This window comes from Pseudoalteromonas sp. Z9A5, from assembly GCF_011378875.1.
Taxonomy (GTDB): Bacteria; Pseudomonadota; Gammaproteobacteria; order Enterobacterales; family Alteromonadaceae; genus Pseudoalteromonas.
In genome coordinates this window covers 63,976-82,971 of the sequence record NZ_WTLC01000016.1, presented here as the reverse complement: position 1 = coordinate 82,971, position 18,996 = coordinate 63,976, and the positions used below count along the sequence as shown (strand labels likewise).

Here is an 18,996-nt window from a genome sequence, read left to right as displayed (position 1 = left end):
ATTTTGTTTTATGCAAAAAAAAGCCTGATTAAAAAATCAGGCTTAACTAGATTATTGGCTTAGCTTTTGTCTCTTGGTACAAAATCTAATACGGTTGCATTTATACAGTAACGATCACGACCTCTTGGACCTTCACCAGGAAATAGATGACCTAAGTGAATACCAGTGCTTTTTGAACGAAGCTCTATTCGAGTCATACCCCAACTGCTGTCGTCGTGCTGAGTAACGCTGTCTTTTACTGGATGTGTAAATGAAAGCCACCCTGTTCCAGAATTAAATCTATCGCTTGTATCAAACAGCTTTTCTCCACTTAATTTATCGACAAAAGTACCATCGGGTGTATTTTTAAACTCTTTGTACTCTTTGCAATAAGGTCTATCTGTTCGCGCATCAAATGCTACTTTATAAGCATCGCTGTTACCTAGCTTAAATGCACCTAACGATTTATAAAACTCTTCAGGCGTTGCATAACCTTGTCTGCCATATACTTCTACACCATTTTCTAAAAATAGAATGGTCGGTGTTGCCCACGTTGCCGACTTAATTGTTAAACCTTTAAGCTGATCCGCATGACGAAATGTCATTGGTATAGTGCCTTTATAGTCATTTGCTACTGCCTTTTTAAACTTTTCACAGTATGGGCAATAATCACGTGAGTCTAATACCACTATTTGTTTACCTGTTAATAAAGCAGCGTTATCAACTTTTTCTACTGGCATTTTATTAAAAACCACACCAGTTGAATGATCTGGACAGTACCCTTTAGGATTTTTTTCCAAATAATTTTGATGATATTCCTCAGCCGAATAAAAGGCTTCTAGAGGTTTGATCGTTGTTTCTATTTTTCCATAGCTTGCGCTCGTTAATAGCTGCTGATACTCAGATTTAACTTTTTCTGCTACTTGCGCTTGCTTTTGCGTTGTTGTTAAAACAATTGAGCGATATTGTGTTCCAACATCGTTACCTTGGCGATTTTTTTGCGTAGGATCATGGCTTTCAAAGTAACTTTTTAAAAGCTCTTCAGCTGAAATAATATTACTGTTGTACATCACCTGTACAACCTCAGCGTAGTTGTTATCGTCAAATCGACGAGATTGATCGGTAATGTTACGGTATGTGGCTTTAAAGCCATTTCCATCAGCGTAACCCGACTCTGCATCTATAACACCATTTAGTGCTTCGTAGTGCTTTTCGGCTCCCCAAAAACAACCTGAACCAAGTACAATAGTCTCTACATGCATGGTTGCTTCTACATTACTGTGTTCTACTTTTTCCATAGATAAAGCAAAACTGCCAGCGCTAAATAAAATAGCAGCGCCCGATAAATAAAATAATTGCTGGTGTTTCATAAAATACCTCTTAAACAAGTGCGTGCTAATTAAGACCTAACTATCTTAATTTTCATTTCAACCTAATTACTTATTTAGTACGAAATTAATCTTATAAGGTTTATTTTTAGATAGCTTTTGATCAATTTGGGGGGGATTTTTACATTCAAAGATTAAATTTAAGGAAAGCTTGTTCAAATAAACTAATGTTTATGCTCATTAATTTACAATAAGCAGATTAATAAACAAAACATACTTAACTTAGTCGCAATGGTGTGATTTATTTAATAAAACTATGTTAGGTTTGAGTTATCTAGTATTAATAGGTTTATATATGAACCCTGCGCCTCAAACTTATGCATTAAGCAATAATAGTTTACTGCTTGATGCATCGCATTTAGATACAAATAATATATTAGCTATTCAAAAAAGAATTTGGGCTTTAGCTAGTCACTGTAAAAACAGTGGTGAATTTATTGATTTAGTTCCGGCAATGAACTCGCTAACTCTTTATTTAAAATCAGAAAAACATTTAAATAAATGGCTGCAAACCTTACCAACGCTCTGGGACGATATTGCAAGTAGCTTCTTTACAGGCAAGCATCACTTAATTGAAACCACATACAATGGTGAAGATCTCAATTATGTAGCTAACTATCATAATTTAAGTGTGGCTGAAGTTATTAAGCTTCATAGTAAAACGCATTACCATGTTTTATTTTTAGGGTTTCAGCCTGGTTTTGCTTATTTATATGGCTTAGACGAGCAATTATACACACCAAGGCGCGATGAACCGCGTATTAAAGTCCCTAAAGGATCTGTTGCTATTGGCGCAACGCAAACTGGTATTTACCCTGCCGATACACCGGGTGGCTGGCATATAATAGGTCATACAGATATATCTCTGTTTGATTCGACCTCTGAACAACCTTGTTTAATTCAACCAGGCGACACGCTTGAATTTGTTCCTATTAATATAAAGGGGGCTACTCATGATTAAAGTACTCAAAAGTGGTGTACAACTTACCATTCAAGATTTTGGCCGCGCTGGTTACCGCCATTTAGGTGTAAGTAAAACGGGTAGCTTAGACCCCTATGCACAAATAATTGCTAACCGGTTACTTAACAACAATGACAGCGATGCCGTTTTAGAAATAACGGTTGGTTTGTGCGAACTTGAATTTACCTGCGATACAGTTGTTGCCCTTTACGGCGCTGATTTACAGGCAAAGCTTGACGGAAAAGCAATTTACCCAGGCTGGACTTATGCAATAAAAAGCAAACAAGTACTTAGCTTTGCAACCGGTAGAGCTGGCTTAAGAGCTTATTTAGCGATTAAAGGCGGCGTACAATGCAATGAAATTATGGGGTCTAAATCTACAGATTTAAACGCGTGCTTTGGCGGTCTACATGGGCGAGCTCTTACCAATAATGATGAAATACCTATTACGCCCTATCAACAAGAATTTGTTGAAGTAGGTGCTATTCCTCTTCCGCAACGCAAACTTATACGTTTACACCCAAGTCCTCACGTTAACCTGTTAGGTCAGTCGCTACTTAATACCTTTGCATCAACAACATTTAAAGTCAGCACTAACAGCAATCGTATGGGAGTAAGGCTTGAGCACAATAAAAATAACTTGGTGCACTGCCACTCGTTGCCGTCGATGGGTGTAAGCCCTGGGAGCATTCAGTTACCACCAAATGGTGAGCCAATTGTGCTGCTTAATGATGGGCAAACAACTGGAGGTTATCCGCTTTTAGGAACCGTTATTGAAGCCGACCTACATCAATTCGCTCAATTTAGACCTTTAGATACGGTCGAATTTGAATACGTTACTTTTGAACAGGCAACTAAAGCTAAGCAAAAACTTGATGGGCATTTACATCAATTAAGCCTTGCACTTAAAAATAACCTATAAAAATAAATAGGAAAACTATGTTCGATTTAAACTATTGGCCACTTATTGGTATACCGGTTGTGGTGGTTGGTTTTGCCTTGAGGTTTAACCCTTTATTAGTTGTTACATTTGCAGGATTAGCGACGGGTTGGGCGGTTAACCTCGATTTTATTACGCTACTGCAAACCTTTGGCGAAAAGTTTATGAACTCGCGTCAACTTGCAAGCTTTGTATTAATTTTGCCTGTTATAGCTCTGCTTGAGCGTTATGGATTACAACAACGCGCGCGCGATTGGATTTCACAAATTAAAACAGCCACCAGCGCACGTATTTTAACATTTTATTTTATTGTTAGAGAATGCTCTGCGGCTCTAGGATTACTCTCCTTAGGTGGGCAAGCTCAAACCGTACGTCCACTTTTAGCGCCTATGGCATTGGGAGCGGCAACAAACAAATACGGCGAACTTCCAAAACCCGTAAAAGATATGATTAGCGCTCATGCTGCAGCAGTAGATAATATTGCGATGTTTTTTGGCGAGGATATATTTATTGCCTTTGGTGCGGTACTGCTTATGGACGCATTTTTAAAAGAAAATGGTATTGCAGGCATAGAGCCTCTTCATATTGGTTTATGGGCTATTCCGACAGCTATAAGCGCATTAATTATTCATTTATTTAGATTAGCTCGTCTGGAAAGCAAAATAGCCAAAGCGATTGAAAAATACAACGCTGTGGAGTCTTCAGTATGAGTAAGTTAATCGACACCGATGTAACTCAATCAACCACTGCCATTGTCACTATTGAAAACGTTTATTTACTTATAGGCGTTATGGTAATGTTTTTAGTTGTACGAACGTTGCAAGACAAGCAACACCCTAAAAAGTTAACAACCGCCCTATTTTGGTTTTTATTTGGTAGCAGTTTTTTATTCGGTGATTTATCGATTGCTCTATTTGGTGCGCCAATGACTTATTTAATAGTTGGCATAAGTATTATAGTCATTGCGCTACTGGCGGGCTGTAATTTAGTGTCAATGGGAAGCTATTCAGTACTAACTGATGAGCAGCAAACTAAATCATCAAAACGATTGGGTAATAAGCTCTTTATACCGGCATTAATGATACCCGTAGTAACCGTAATATTTACTGTATTACTCGATGGCGTAGCTATTAATGATTTATATTTACTTGATCAACGTCACTTAACGCTCGCTTCACTTACGATAGCTTGTTTGCTGGCGTTATTAGTAGGTTGGAAAATCACGGGAGGAAGCCCAGTCGAGGCTGTTAGCGAATCGCGCCGTTTAGTCGACTCAATTGGTTGGGCTGCTATTTTACCGCAAATGCTAGCCATGCTCGGTGGTGTATTTATCGTCGCGCAAACAGGCGATTCAATCAAAGAATTAGTTACTTTGTTTATCGCGCCTGATAACCGCTTTATGTTGGTTGTTTTATATTGTGTGGGAATGGCGTTTTTTACCATGATTATGGGTAATGCGTTTGCTGCATTTCCGGTAATGACGGCAGGTATTGCGATGCCATTTTTAATAGAAGGTCACGGCGCAAGCCCTGCACCTTTAGTTGCGCTGGGTATGTATAGCGGCTATTGCGGTACTTTAATGACCCCTATGGCAGCTAATTTTAATATCATCCCTGCGGCATTATTAGACTTAAAAGATAAGTATCATGTAATAAAAGTACAAATTCCTACGGCGGTTACTCTTCTCGTCGTCAATATTATTTTAATGTATAGCGTGGTGTTTAATGACTAAATCAACTTCTTCAATGCCGTGTGTTTTAATCACCGGCTTTGCTCCATTTGGTGGCGAAACAGTTAACCCGTCATGGCAAGCAGTGCAAAAACTCGATGAAAGCATCATTATGAAACACCGTGTTTGTACTCTTGAACTGTCGTGTGAGTTTAATACTTCTATCAAAGAGCTTCATCAAGCAATAGAGTCACATAATCCCAAAGTGGTTATATGTATTGGACAAGCTGGTGGGCGCAGTGAAATATCAATTGAGCGTATTGCAATTAATATTGATGATGCTCGCATAAAAGATAACGCAGGCAATCAACCTATCGATATTCCTATAGAAAAAAATAGTCCTGATGCCTATTTTACTAACCTACCTATAAAACGCGTACTGCAAGCATTACATAACAGTAATATACCTGCTGCAATTTCAAATACAGCCGGTACGTATGTCTGCAACCATGTAATGTATGGGCTTATGCATTACATTAATGAGCACTACACAAATATGAAAGGCGGCTTTGTACATATTCCTTATTTACCGAGCCAAGCAGTGCACCACCATGGTGCACCCAGTATGAGTGAAGAAACCGTTATAAACGCACTTAAAGTGATAATAGCGCAAGCTTTGAGCAATGATGTTGATGTTAAAATAGCCGCCGGAACCACACACTAACCGCTTTGGTGCACCAATTTTCACGTTGGTGCATAAATTATTCTTAATTAATTGTAAAAGCAGTGTGACTTGAGTAATTTTTTCTGATAAAACAAGGTTTCGCAGTACAGCAAATTGGCTCTACTGCACACATAATAGGAATGAGGAGTTACTATGTGTTCAATTTTTGGGGTATTAGATATTAAATCTGATCCCGCTCAGTTGCGTACCCAAGCAATTGAAATGTCAAAACTGCTTAGACACCGTGGCCCGGATTGGTCTGGTGTATATGCATCTGAAAAAGCTATTTTAGTGCACGAACGTTTAGCCATTGTTGGCGTATCAAGTGGTGCACAGCCTTTATATAATCCAGAAAAAACCCATATTTTAGCGGTTAATGGCGAAATTTATAATCATAAAGAGCTAGCTGCTAATTTAGAAACAGATTTTACTTTTCAGACTCAATCAGACTGTGAAATTATTTTAGCGCTTTATAAGCAAAAAGGTCCTGACTTTTTAGATGACCTAAATGGTATTTTTGCATTTTGTTTATATGACGAAGAACAAGACGCTTACCTAATTGGTCGCGATCATATCGGTATTATTCCGCTTTACACTGGTCACGATGAGCACGGTAACTTTTATGTTGCCTCAGAGCTAAAAGCGTTATCGCCAATTTGTAAACATATTGAAGAATTTCCTCCAGGTCATTACTTGTACAGTAAAGATGGTAAAGTTACGCCTTATTACAAGCGTGACTGGGAAAGCTTTGATGCAGTTAAAAATAACAGTGCAAAATCAGAAGATGTTAAAGAAGCATTAGAAGCCGCTGTAAAACGCCAACTAATGTGTGATGTACCTTACGGTGTACTACTTTCTGGTGGTTTAGACTCATCTGTTATTTCGGCAATTACACAAAACTTTGCTGCAAAACGAATTGAAGACAACGATGAAAGCGACGCTTGGTGGCCAAAACTACATTCTTTCTCTGTTGGTCTTGAAGGTTCACCTGATTTAGCTGCGGCTCAAAAAGTAGCAGATATGATTGGTACTATTCATCACCCGATTTTGTTTACAATTCAAGAAGGGATTGATGCGTTACGTGAGGTGATTTACCACATAGAAACCTACGATGTAACAACTATTCGTGCATCAACACCAATGTATTTAATGGCTCGCCAAATTAAAGCAATGGGCATTAAAATGGTGTTGTCGGGCGAAGGCGCTGATGAGCTATTTGGTGGCTACCTTTATTTCCATAAAGCACCAAACGCACAAGAGTTTCATGAGGAGCTAAATCGCAAAGTATCAAAGCTTCATATGTTTGACTGTTTACGCGCTAATAAATCTATGGCGGCATGGGGCGTAGAAGCACGTGTTCCGTTCCTTGATAAAGAATTTGTTGATGTCGCTATGCGTATTAACCCTGAAGCTAAAATGTGTAAAGATGGTAAAATTGAAAAACACATTTTACGTGAAGGTTTTGAAGGCTACTTACCTGATGAAGTTTTATGGCGTCAAAAAGAGCAGTTTTCTGATGGTGTAGGCTACAGCTGGATTGATACATTAAAAGAGTTTGTAAATGAGCAAGTAAGCGATCAAGAGCTTGCAAATGCGAAATTTAAATACCCTATTAATACGCCAGATTCTAAAGAAGCATATTACTATCGCTCAATTTTTGAATCTCACTTCCCAGGTGATGCATCGGCTAAATGTGTACCGCATGGTAAGTCGGTAGCGTGTTCAACTCCTGAAGCACTTGCATGGGACGCATCGTTCCAAAATAATGCAGATCCTTCAGGTCGTGCTGCAGGTATTCATAACGACGCCTATGCAAGCAAAGGCTAAACGCGTTAATTGTACGCTGCATAAATCATTTTTATTTATGCAGCGTTTTATTTTTCATATTTCAGAGCGAACTGTTTTTTCATACAAAAAAAATAACTTAGGCGGCTCTAGCGCATTAATTGTTATTTATAAGACCGGTTTAACCTCAAGAATGATGCAGCGCATTGCCGCAACAACTCATCACCCTGCTACCGTATTTTTAAACAAAGCTGATACAAACAAACCCATGTGTCAAATTCGCTGGTTTAATCAACTTAATGAAATTAAACGCTGCGGACACGGCACGCTCGCTGCAGCAAATTATTTATTAGAATCGCAACCTTATTGCCCTAAAGTGTTTATTTCAAATAGTAACGAACGATTTTTAATTAAGGTTAAACGCACCGCTGCACAACTTGAGCTACTAACAATTAATGCCACTACATTTACTGCTGATAAATTACTACAAAGCATTATTAATACGCCTATTAAAGCTGCGTTTAAAACTGCACCTAAAAATGGTTATACGGTGATTTTAATAGATGAAGAAGTGAATTTAAAAAATCTTGATGTTGATATTAATGCTATTGAGCAATCACAAAAAAACGCGGTAATTATTATGCAAATAAAAAGTGCTAATACGCAGCAGTCTAATGTTTACTTTCGCTATTTTGCGCCGCAATTTGGTGTAAATGAAGATAGTGCGACAGGTTCAGCCGTATCTGTTATTGCCCAAGTCGCTTTTAGACTATCAGGTTTAAAGTCGGGATTGCTTATTCAGCAATCAGCCAGCGGCGCTTTGCTTAACTATGCGTTAAACAAAAGCCGAGTACTGGTTTATTAGAGCATGTTTATTAGAGCGTGTTTATTTAAGTCAATATGAAGCCTTATGCGGGTCTTAATAAGCACAAGGCAAAATAACCTTGATCATCTTGCCAAGTATTTTGTAATGTAAGCCCTGCTTGCCCAGCAAGCTCTGTGAACGACTCTACGGTATACTTATGTGAGTTTTCAGTATGAATACTCTCACCTTTTTTAAAGTCTATTTGCTGAGCGTTAATAGTAACTGATTGGTCGCACATGCTAACTAAGTGCATTTCTATTTTGCTATGTACTTCGTTAAAACGTGATTGATGCCCAAATTGAGTTAAATCAAAATTTGCATTTAACTCATTATTAATTCTCTCAAGTAAATTTTTATTAAATGCTTCGGTTACGCCAGCTTTATCATCGTAAGCATCAAGTAATACTTGGCGCTCTTTTACTAAATCAATCCCTATTAACACATAACCATTTACACCACATAACCGGTGAAAGTTACTCATTATTTCGATGGCTTTAACAGGTGAAAAGTTACCAAGTGTAGAGCCTGGAAAATACACCAAGTTAGTTTGGCTGTCTAAAGCAGTATCTTTAGTTAACTGCTTAACCATTTGGCTATGTGTAAAGTCACCTAATAAAGGTGAAATGGCGAGCTCAGGAAACAACGGTGATAAATGTGCTAATGAATAACTTAGCATTTCTTCAGATATTTCGAATGGGACAAACGTTTTTACGTTTGCCATATGCGCTAATAAATACGCTACTTTTTTACCGGAGCCACAACCTGGTTCAATAATAGAGAGGTTTTCAGGGAGCATTTGTGCAATTGCTTGTGAATATGCCTCTAAAATAGAAAGCTCAGTGCGTGTTACATAATACTCTTGCAGGGTTGTTATTTGTTCAAACAACGCAGCGCCTTTGTCATCATAAAAATATTTACACGGAAGCGTTTTTTGTTGTTGAGTTAATCCGTCTATAACGTCATTTAAAAATTCAGTGTCGGTTATATTAGTTTGTTTTATTGCTGTTACTTGACTCATATTTTATCCTTCGCCAGTCTTATTCCACTACACATCCACGCCTGATGCGGATAATAAAAGTTTCTGTACGTATTACGTAAATGATTTTGAGGGGTAAATACACATCCGCCACGTAATATCATTTGATTAGTCATAAATTTGCCATTGTACTCACCCGCTACACCTTCTATTGGTCTAAAACCAGGGTATGGTAAGTATGCGCTGTTTGTCCATTGCCAGCATGAATCTGCCAATTGCGCTATCTCGCTTAACCCTTTATGGGGAGTTGGCATAAGCTGATTATGTACTGCACTCTCAACGTTGCTATTTTGGGCTGCATATTCCCATTCAAATTCGGTGGGTAATCTTGCATTCGCAAAATTTGCATACGCACTTGCCTCAAAGTAACTAACATGGCAAACCGGTGCATTTAAATTAAGCGGCTGTAATCCATAATGTGTAAATTCAAACCATTCGTCATTTATACAGTGCCAATATAAAGGATGGCTCAAATTATTAGTTTGAATATTTGCCCAACCGTCACTTAACCAATACTGAGGGTTGTTATAAGCACCGCTGTTTATAAATGCTAAATATTCTGCATTAGTCACTAACCGATTAGCAAAACTAAATGGGTGTATTAACACTTGGTGTTTAGGTTGTTCGTTATCGTAAGCAAATTCAGTCTCGCTTTTGAAATTAATATTGGTCCCCATATCTGTACCAATATTAATTATTGCTTGTTCAAAATCGACAAAATTGATTGGCTTTACACAAGGCTTATCAGTTAATTTGAGTGGTTTTTCTGACTCGTATGTTGGGAAAAGCGGATTAACCGAAAAGTTATATTTAATATCCATAAGCATGAGTTCTTGATGTTGTTGCTCATGATTAAGTCCAAGTGTAATTATTTGCTTAAGTGTTTCGCTGGTGTCTGACTGCAATAATTCAATAACGGCGTTATCAGCATACTCTCTATATGCAATTACATCATCTAGATTTGGTCTAGATAAACTGCCTCTATTAGAGCGCGTAAACTGCTCGCCAATACCGTTGTAATAAGAATTAAATAACACTTTAAATTTTGGGTTAAATAAAGTGTATTGAGTGCAATGCGCTGTTAGTAAAAATGTTTCAAAAAACCACGTTGTATGGGCAAGGTGCCACTTACTTGGGCTAGCATCTGGCATTGCTTGCAATTGGCAATCCTCGGCTGATAACTCTTTTACGATAGCCATACTTTGGCTGCGAACAGACTTAAAGTAATAAGCGAGTTCATGCTCATTATAATTTTTTTTAATGTGAGAATTCATAGTAATACTTTAGTCCTTTGTCTATTCTTAGTTAAAATATAGCTTACTGTAGTGTTAAATCATATTCATATTACAATCTGATTAAAGGTTTTTATTAACGTGTAAATCAGGATGCTTAATATACATATTTAAAAAATATTTATAAAAAACTGATCTAATTTCACATTAATACAGTAGCCATTACTTTAAGTAACAAACTAAATTTTAATGCTCGCTGAATTTGATTTTTATTTTTGTAAAGTAAAAAAATCGTAAGTATGGCTATAATATCAGCGTTTTAAGTACAAAATCATTTACATTTAATATTTAACTCATACACTAGTAGCTGTATGATCACGCTTCAAATTAGTTAGTCTTCAAATAAAATTAAGCATCTATTCTTACTTTGTATTTAAAGATTAATGTAATTAGATAGAACCCGGTTGTAAACCGGCTTGTTAGGACAACAAAAGAGGTATTGCATGAGCGAAAATCATGACAAGTATAGTATTGACAATACGGACTACACCGTAGGTCAAGACAATGTGCAAAAATGGGGGTTTGATATACATAATCCTGTTTTTGGAATTAGTGCGGGCCTGATTGTCATTTTTTTAGTCGCCATTCTCGTTACAGATCCACAAACTGCAAAATCTGCACTTGATGGTGTAAAACTCGATATTATTAATAATTTTGATGCCCTATTTATGTGGGCTGCTAACTTCTTCGTTATTTTTTGTTTAGCACTTATAGTTTCTCCTTACGGTAAAATTCGCTTAGGTGGCGATGATGCTAAGCCTTCATATTCTCGCGTATCATGGCTTGCTATGTTATTTGCCGCAGGCATGGGTATAGGCTTAATGTTTTGGGGTGTTGCTGAACCAGTTGCTTACTTTACTGGCTGGTACGAAACACCACTGAACGTAACACCTAATACACCAGAGGCTGCAAAACTAGCAATGGGCGCTACAATGTTCCATTGGGGTCTGCACCCTTGGGCTATTTATGCTGTAGTTGGCTTATCTTTATCATTTTTTACTTACAACAAAGGTTTACCTCTTTCTATTCGCTCAATATTTTATCCAATATTAGGCGATAAAGCATGGGGCTGGCCTGGTCACATCATCGATATTTTAGCTGTACTTGCCACGTTGTTTGGTCTTGCGACTTCTTTAGGTTTAGGAGCACAACAAGCATCTGCGGGTATTAACCATGTATTTGGTCTTGAGGGCGGAATTGGCTCACAAATTTTAGTTATTGTTGGTGTAACAATGCTCGCTATTATCTCGGTTGTTCGTGGTATTGATGGCGGTGTTAAATTACTCAGTAACGTGAATATGCTTATTGCTTTTGCACTACTTATATTTGTTTGTTTAGTTGGTTTTGCTGTTGCTGTGGGAAACATTCCTACTACCTTTATGGGTTATGTAGAAAATATCATCCCGTTAAGTAACCCACATGGTCGTGAAGACGAAACATGGATGCATGGCTGGACTGTGTTTTACTGGGCTTGGTGGATTTCTTGGTCACCGTTTGTAGGTATGTTTATAGCACGAGTATCACGCGGTCGTACTATTCGTGAGTTCTTAATTGCGGTATTACTTATTCCTACATTAGTGACTGTGCTATGGATGTCGATTTATGGCGGTATTGCTATTGATCAGGTTGTACAAGGCGTTGGCGCGCTTGGTACTAATGGTCTAACCGATGTACCTATGGCTATGTTCCAAATGCTTGATGAACTACCTATGTCGAACATTTTATCGGTAATTGCTGTTATTTTAGTATTGGTGTTTTTTATTACTTCATCTGACTCTGGCTCATTGGTAATTGATTCAATTACTGCTGGCGGTAAAATAGATGCACCTATACCACAACGTATATTTTGGGCATCTATTGAAGGTGCTATTGCAGCTGCTTTACTTTGGATTGGTGGCACACAAGCAATTGAAGCACTACAAGCGGGTGCAGTATCAACCGGCTTACCATTTACAATTGTGTTGTTATTTATGTGTGTTAGCTTAATTTTAGGATTAAGAACAGAACCCCGTCTAAATAAATAATACTGACTATAAGTTACAAAAACGCCGCAAATTTTGCGGCGTTTTTTTTATTTAAATTATTACTTATTAATAAAAGTCAGTTATACCAACTTGCTTAAATATGGGGTTATTTAACGACGTTATAGAGTGATTTAATTCGCTAAATTGTTCAAATACTTATACTGATTGGTACTATTCCCACAACTCTGATATGGGTGTTTCTAATTTGTAATGATGGCTTAACTGCGCTTGTAATAATTCAGCCGTTGCTAACGCATCTGTTAAAGCATTATGATTTTTATAGGCTGGTAATGAATAACGCTCACGACAGTGCGTTAATCTAAGTGAGCCAAGGTTTGTATTAAATAGCTTACCTAATAAACCCTGCCTTGCTTCTAACGCTTTTCGCTCGATATCCATAGTATCAACAAGTGCAAACTCAATACCTTCTTTAAGCCTTAATAATAATGCATTATTTAAAAATTGACGCTCTATTGCAGCGTAATGCACAACAACGACTTTCCCACTTAAAGCCTGAAGTAACGGCTCAATAATTCTATTAAAATCAGGTGCATCGTCAACTTCTGAGTGTGTTATTCCATGTATTACAATAGATTCTTCATGCAAATTTCGACGTGGTTGAACAACCCAGTGTCTGCTGTGTTTACAGTAAATACGTTGAAAATTAAACGGCACTAAACCAACACTGACTATGTCGTCGTTTTTACTATTTAAGCCCGTAGTTTCAAAATCCATTGCAACAAAAGGAACATCCTTAATTGCAGCTAAGGGTTGATTAAATGCTGACGAGTAAAAGTTTTTTAACACTTTATTTTCAGTACTATTTATTAGCTGTTCATAGCGAGTTGACCAATCTATAACCGCACTTTTTTTAAAAACCATAGCCTATTTAACACCTGAGTTAGCAGAATAACTAAATTTTAAATAGCTTTGTGCTTTTTCGAGTATTGCAAATGCCTCTTTCAAATTACGTTGTTCAAAAGGTGAAAGCTGGCGTGGATCTAGATTATTATCAGGCTCTTCGCCTTTTTCTATTTGCCATGCTTGATGACGAATTCTCATCATTGCAATATATTCAAGCGCATCTCGTAAGTCTTGTGCTTTACCTTCAGGTAACAGATTCGCTTCAATAATATCTTCTAATCGTTCGAACGAATTTTGTTTACGTGAACCAACCGCAAGTGCATGCACTCGGATAACGTCAGAGAGCGGTGCAGTCCCTCTTCGCTTTAAGTTCATAGAATGCTTATGTTGACCATTATGCTCCATTACAAAGCCTTTAAAAAAGCCAAGCGGTGGTGTTCTATTTCGTGCATTAGATGCCATATTAGCTAAAAATAAGCGGTTAATTTTACTTTGTTTAGCTATAAATATTTTAAGCTCATCAGCCCATTTTGTTTTGCCCCAAACGCCATCTAAATCAAAAAATATTGAGCTATTGAGTAAAGCTTGAGGTTTAGGCTGAGCCATCCAACCTGCAAATTGGTCAAACCATTCTGAACGCGTTTTACGCCATTTTTTAAACGACGCCATTATTTCTCCATCACAGTAGGTGTAACCGCACTGCGCTAGACCATCACAAACAAAGTCTGAAATATTTTGAAAATACTCGTTATGTTTTTCATCATCGTAACTATCATCTAAAATAAGCGCGTTATCTTGATCCGTTACGATTAATTGCTCATCGCGCGCCATTGACCCTAATGCTATAAAACAATAAGGCACAGGTGCTGGACCAAATTTATCCTCGGCTAAACCTAAAAGACGTTGCTTAAATGTACGCCCTATAACGGCCATAGCGGTGCCAATCATATGTGAATTTGCGTCTTCATTAACCATACGAACAAATACATTGGGTAATTGGCGAGCATAATGCGCTAGGTCTTCTATTGATTGCTGAGCAAGAATACCCCGTACAAGTAAAAGACTACTTTGTGACTCATAACGTAAAATATCAGAAAGCGATATAACGCCAATAGGACGTCGCTTTTGTACAACTGGCAAATGATGCAAATTATCTCTTAACATAGCAAGTACGGCTTCGAATACGTAAGAGTTAGCATCTAAAAGCACTAAATTTGTAGACATAATGTCTTGTGCTTGAGTATCAAAAGCGAGCCCTTGGGCAACTACCTTTGAGCGTAAATCTCGATCGGTAATTATACCAACAACTTGTCCATCATCTTCCTCTGGATCGTCGTTAATGGGTTTATTTATATCAGTAACTAATACAGATGAAACAGCTTCTTCTGTCATTAGTTTAGCTATATCTTGAATCGTTGAAGTTGTATTTACGGTCACTACATCACGGTGGATAAGCGATTTTACTTTTGCAGTTGTTAAGTCATTACTGTCGGCTTGTTCTACAATTGCTTGATGTAGGCGCACATTACCATCGGTTTCGAAGTAGTCAGCAAACGCATCAAACTCATCGCAATAACGATTAAATAATTCCACATTAATACAATACACTAATGAATCTTCAAGAGCCGTTGCAGGGAAACGAACTTTGCGGTTCATTAACAATCCCATTTGTCCAAAAATACCACCAACAGATAAGCGATTATAAAGCTCTCCATTTCGACGATACATTTCGACCGAACCACTCCTAACCACGTACAAATCAGCAATATCTTTACCAAAGTGCAAAATTTCGGTTTGCGCTCTAAAATAGGTAACTTCGACCTGCTGTGCCAATTCGTTAAGTGCTTTATTTGGCAAATCATCAAAAGGTGGGTGTTGTGCTAAAAATTGCGCTATTTCAACTTGTTCGGCTTGCATAAATGCCTTCCTGCGTAGTGCTTTAAAATCACTGGTTATTGTTTGCAGATTAACATTATCAATTAGAGGTTAAAACAATTAACGTACTATTTTAAATACAAAAAAAAGAGCCTATAAAGGCTCTTCTATAATCACACTTGATGTGATGTATTATTTTCCGCGCTGAGCTTCTTTATGTGCTTTTTTAGCGTCTTTACGTTGTTGTAAAACTGCCTGTGCTTCGCTACCAATGTGGCCTTCACCACGCGCTTGCGCGAGCTCAATCTGTTTTTGTCGCTCTGCAAAGCGTTCGCGCTGTTCATCAGTTACTTCTTCAATGCAATGATGACAAGATACACCTTCCATGTATTCAGGCTTTAATTTTTCTTCTTCTGTAATTGGCATGCGACAGGCGTGACATTGATCATAAGAGCCTTTTTGTAAGTCGTGATCAACCGCTACACGATTATCAAATACAAAACATTCGCCTTCCCACATTGTTTCTTCTTTTGGTACTTCTTCTAGGTATTTTAAAATACCACCTTCAAGATGATATACCTCATCAAAGCCCTGCTCTTTCATATACGCAGTTGATTTTTCACAGCGAATACCGCCAGTACAAAACATAGCCACTTTTTTATGTTTTTCAGGGTCTAAGTTTTCTTTTGCCCACTGAGGAAACTCACGAAATGTTTTAGTGTTTGGATCGACTGCGTTTTGAAAAGTACCAATTTCTATCTCGTAATCATTCCGAGTATCAATAAGTATAACGTCAGGGTCTGATATTAACGCATTCCACTCATTAGGCTTAACATAACTACCGACTACTTTAAGTGGATCTATTCCTTCGACACCCATTGTTACTATTTCATTTTTAAGCTTTACTTTTGTACGATAGAACGGACATTCATCATCATAAGACTCTTTGCTTACAATGTTATTCAAATTTGGTTGTTTCCCTAACCATGTTAGGAGGTTATCTATGCCTTCACGCTTTGCCGAAACAGTACCGTTAATACCTTCAGCAGCAATAAGTAAAGTGCCACGAACTTCGTTCGCTTCCATTAGTTCTAGTAACGGTTTTCTGAGTACTTCATACTCAGGTAAAGCTACAAACTTATACATTGCGCACACAACAAAGTGATCCTTTGTTACATCATTTTTATTAACAGCTGTCATCTTATTTCCTATTTTGCTTTTAGTTGCCACAATTGGCATTTACCGAATCGTAAATCCGGCGCATATGGGGCGCGTATTTTACGCTTTTTAAGATTAAATGCAAAAAATAGCCCTATAATTTGCATTTTACTGTTAGCGACCTACCTGTGTAAGCTATAATGCGCTGATAAATTTATAGACTTAATTTGCTCATTTTGGAGAAACACACATTGCAGTTTACTGATCTTGGGATTGATACACGCCTTGAAACACAACTAGCACATCAAGGGATCACCCAGCCCACCGACATTCAAGCTCATGCGGTGCCTACAGCACTTGCAGGGTATGATATTTTCGCTCAGTCTAAAACTGGGTCGGGCAAAACCTTGGCGTTTTTATTACCCGCTGTTCAACGGGTTATGAAACAAAAAGCACTCAGTAAACGCGATCCCCGTGTACTTATTGTTGCTCCTACTCGTGAGCTTGCTACGCAAGTATTTACACAACTTCGTTTATTAATTGCAGGCACAAATATTAAGGCTGTAAAAATATTAGGCGGGGAAAACTTTAACGATCAAATAAAAGCATTAAGAAATGACCCACAGTTTGTAGTTGCTACACCGGGTCGTTTAGCCGATCATATTACAAAACGCTCACTACAACTAAGTGGTTTAGAGTTACTTATTTTTGATGAAGCCGACCGTATTTTAGATTTAGGTTTCACCGAACAACTAAAAATGATTAACGAGCAAGCTAATCACCGTTTGCGCCAAACGTTATTGTTTTCAGCCACACTTGACCATGCTCAAGTTGACGCTCTGTCACGTAATTTATTAAAAAAACCAAAACAAATTACATTAAGTGCCGCAAACGAGCAACATAGCGATATTAAACAAACTTTATATTTAGCAGACCACCTTGATCATAAAGAAGCATTACTTGAACACTTTTTGAATCAAGATAACGTAGGTCAATGTATTATATTTACTGCAACACGAGCAGATACGAGTCGCTTAAGTGAAGCCCTTAACGCTAAAGGATTTAAGTCTGTAGCGCTTGCGGGTGACCTTACGCAAAATAAACGTCTCGATATTATGGACTCGTTTAGTCGCGAAAACTTTAAAATATTAATAACAACAGATGTAGCATCACGTGGCTTAGATTTATTAAGCGTAACGCACGTTATTAACTTTGATTTACCTAAACACGCCGAAGAATATGTTCACCGAATAGGCAGAACCGGTCGTGCTGGTTTTAAAGGTAATGCACTCTCACTTGTTGGTCCTAAAGATTGGGCTAGTTATTTAGCGATAAAAGCATTCTTAAATGACGAATTAAATTTTGCGAGTATTGATGGTTTAAAAGCTAAATTTAAAGGGATTAAAGAGAAAAAACCTGAATCTACCTTTAAAAAAGAAAAAATAGTTGCTGTTAAAAAGCCATTATTTAAACGTAAAGCAAAGCCTAAAAAGCCATCTGCCCCAATTAAAGCACCTATGAACATAGATGGTGACACACCTATGCGCCGTAAAAAAAAGCCTGAGCAGGAATAATTATGAGTTACCTTGGAACAACACAAACCTTATTTGTAAAAGAAGTGAGCAATGAAGGTGCTTACCTTGATGGCCATGATTTAGGCGAGGTTTTTTTACCAAAACAAGAAATAAAACATGAGCTAGAAGCTGGCGATAGCATTAGTGTATTTATATATTTAGATAATGCTAATTTAGCTACAGCTACGATTAAAAAACCACATGCACAAGTTGGTGAATACGCCCTACTTCGTGTTAAAGAAATAAATAGTATTGGTGCATTTTTAGATTGGGGTTTAGAGAAAGACGTTCTTGCTCCTTTTAACGAACAAAAGCCACGCATGCAAGAAGGTCACTCTTATTTAGTACGCTTGTACCTTGATAATGCAAGCCAACGTATTTGTGCTTCGAACAACTTTAACCGCTTTTTGTCAAAAGATGAGCCAGAATATACTCACTTACAAGAAGTAGACATAATTGTAGCGGGTAAAACTGATATTGGTTATAAAGTGTTAATTGAAGAATCGCACTTTGGCGTTGTATTTTACAATATGGTATTTAAAAGCTTATTTGTAGGGCAAAAGCTCAAAGGTTTCATTCAAAAAGTACGTGATGACGGTAAGATTGACGTAGTACTTGAAAAACCAGGCATGGGTAAAGTAAGTGACCTTGGTGAAACTATTATGCAAAAGCTTAAAAATGAAGGTGGTGTAATACCACTAGGTGATAAGTCTGATCCTGAAGCAATAAAAAAGATGTTTTCAACCAGTAAAGCTAATTATAAAAAAGCAATTGGTGGGTTATTTAAACAAGAATTAATAGATATTGAAGCGAAATCCATTCGCTTAAAATCTTAATTTGAGTGATCGATTTTACTTATTAT

At 37.6% G+C, this 18,996-nt stretch carries 16 protein-coding genes; 10 read left to right on the top strand and 6 right to left on the bottom strand.

Going from position 1 to position 18,996, the window contains the following annotated elements:
- Positions 1–59: 59 nt before the first annotated feature.
- Positions 60–1,349, bottom strand: a complete 1,290-nt coding sequence (gene msrA, locus GQR56_RS10085) for a peptide-methionine (S)-S-oxide reductase MsrA (RefSeq protein WP_024612438.1) — start codon at positions 1,347–1,349, stop codon at positions 60–62.
- 313 nt (positions 1,350–1,662) lie between these two features.
- On the opposite strand from msrA, the gene pxpB reads away from it, so the two are divergent.
- The 7 genes from pxpB to GQR56_RS10050 all read left to right on the top strand — a co-directional run bounded on the left by pxpB (position 1,663) and on the right by GQR56_RS10050 (position 8,311).
- Positions 1,663–2,328, top strand: coding sequence for a 5-oxoprolinase subunit PxpB (pxpB, locus tag GQR56_RS10080; RefSeq protein ID WP_166110939.1), 666 nt, complete (start codon positions 1,663–1,665; stop codon positions 2,326–2,328).
- Positions 2,321–3,250 (top strand): biotin-dependent carboxyltransferase family protein, encoded by a 930-nt coding sequence (locus tag GQR56_RS10075; protein WP_166110936.1) that lies wholly within the window; start codon positions 2,321–2,323, stop codon positions 3,248–3,250. The genes pxpB and GQR56_RS10075 overlap by 8 nt, the downstream gene beginning before the upstream one ends.
- A 17-nt stretch (positions 3,251–3,267) precedes the next feature.
- Positions 3,268–3,978: a DUF969 domain-containing protein gene (locus GQR56_RS10070; RefSeq protein WP_024612436.1), complete on the top strand. Its 711-nt coding sequence runs from the start codon at positions 3,268–3,270 to the stop codon at positions 3,976–3,978.
- Positions 3,975–5,000, top strand: a complete 1,026-nt coding sequence (locus GQR56_RS10065) for a DUF979 domain-containing protein (protein WP_166110931.1) — start codon at positions 3,975–3,977, stop codon at positions 4,998–5,000. Before GQR56_RS10070 ends, GQR56_RS10065 begins: the two co-directional genes overlap by 4 nt.
- Positions 4,993–5,661, top strand: a complete 669-nt coding sequence (pcp, locus tag GQR56_RS10060) for a pyroglutamyl-peptidase I (RefSeq protein WP_197112202.1) — start codon at positions 4,993–4,995, stop codon at positions 5,659–5,661. Before GQR56_RS10065 ends, pcp begins: the two co-directional genes overlap by 8 nt.
- Before the next feature lie 153 nt (positions 5,662–5,814).
- Entirely contained in the window at positions 5,815–7,488 is a 1,674-nt protein-coding gene (asnB, locus tag GQR56_RS10055; RefSeq protein ID WP_024612788.1) for an asparagine synthase B, read from the top strand.
- A complete protein-coding gene (locus GQR56_RS10050; protein WP_231613129.1) occupies positions 7,472–8,311 on the top strand; it encodes a PhzF family phenazine biosynthesis protein in 840 nt (279 codons plus the stop codon). The genes asnB and GQR56_RS10050 overlap by 17 nt, the downstream gene beginning before the upstream one ends.
- A 43-nt stretch (positions 8,312–8,354) precedes the next feature.
- On the opposite strand, the gene egtD is transcribed toward GQR56_RS10050, so the two are convergent.
- Entirely contained in the window at positions 8,355–9,329 is a 975-nt protein-coding gene (gene egtD / locus GQR56_RS10045; RefSeq protein ID WP_166110928.1) for an L-histidine N(alpha)-methyltransferase, read from the bottom strand.
- Positions 9,326–10,621 (bottom strand): ergothioneine biosynthesis protein EgtB, encoded by a 1,296-nt coding sequence (egtB, locus tag GQR56_RS10040; protein ID WP_166110925.1) that lies wholly within the window; start codon positions 10,619–10,621, stop codon positions 9,326–9,328. Before egtB ends, egtD begins: the two co-directional genes overlap by 4 nt.
- Before the next feature lie 461 nt (positions 10,622–11,082).
- Between egtB and GQR56_RS10035 the strand changes: the two genes are divergently transcribed.
- A complete protein-coding gene (locus GQR56_RS10035) occupies positions 11,083–12,663 on the top strand; it encodes a BCCT family transporter (protein ID WP_166110922.1) in 1,581 nt (526 codons plus the stop codon).
- Positions 12,664–12,834: 171 nt separating this feature from the next.
- Here the strand turns inward: GQR56_RS10035 and GQR56_RS10030 are convergent, their stop codons facing one another.
- The 3 genes from GQR56_RS10030 to GQR56_RS10020 form a co-directional block, all read right to left on the bottom strand.
- Entirely contained in the window at positions 12,835–13,545 is a 711-nt protein-coding gene (locus GQR56_RS10030; RefSeq protein ID WP_024612793.1) for a 3'-5' exonuclease, read from the bottom strand.
- Between the two features lie 3 nt (positions 13,546–13,548).
- Complete coding sequence (locus GQR56_RS10025; RefSeq protein ID WP_024612794.1) at positions 13,549–15,444, bottom strand: putative nucleotidyltransferase substrate binding domain-containing protein; 1,896 nt, start codon at positions 15,442–15,444, stop codon at positions 13,549–13,551.
- A gap of 150 nt (positions 15,445–15,594) precedes the next feature.
- Positions 15,595–16,602, bottom strand: coding sequence for a rhodanese-related sulfurtransferase (locus GQR56_RS10020; protein WP_166110919.1), 1,008 nt, complete (start codon positions 16,600–16,602; stop codon positions 15,595–15,597).
- Between the two features lie 209 nt (positions 16,603–16,811).
- Between GQR56_RS10020 and GQR56_RS10015 the strand changes: the two genes are divergently transcribed.
- Positions 16,812–18,134 carry a DEAD/DEAH box helicase gene (locus GQR56_RS10015; RefSeq protein WP_024612796.1) on the top strand — a complete coding sequence of 441 codons (1,323 nt, stop codon included), beginning with the start codon at positions 16,812–16,814 and terminating at the stop codon, positions 18,132–18,134.
- A gap of 2 nt (positions 18,135–18,136) precedes the next feature.
- A complete protein-coding gene (locus tag GQR56_RS10010) occupies positions 18,137–18,970 on the top strand; it encodes a S1-like domain-containing RNA-binding protein (protein WP_024612797.1) in 834 nt (277 codons plus the stop codon).
- The last annotated feature ends 26 nt before the right edge of the window (positions 18,971–18,996 follow it).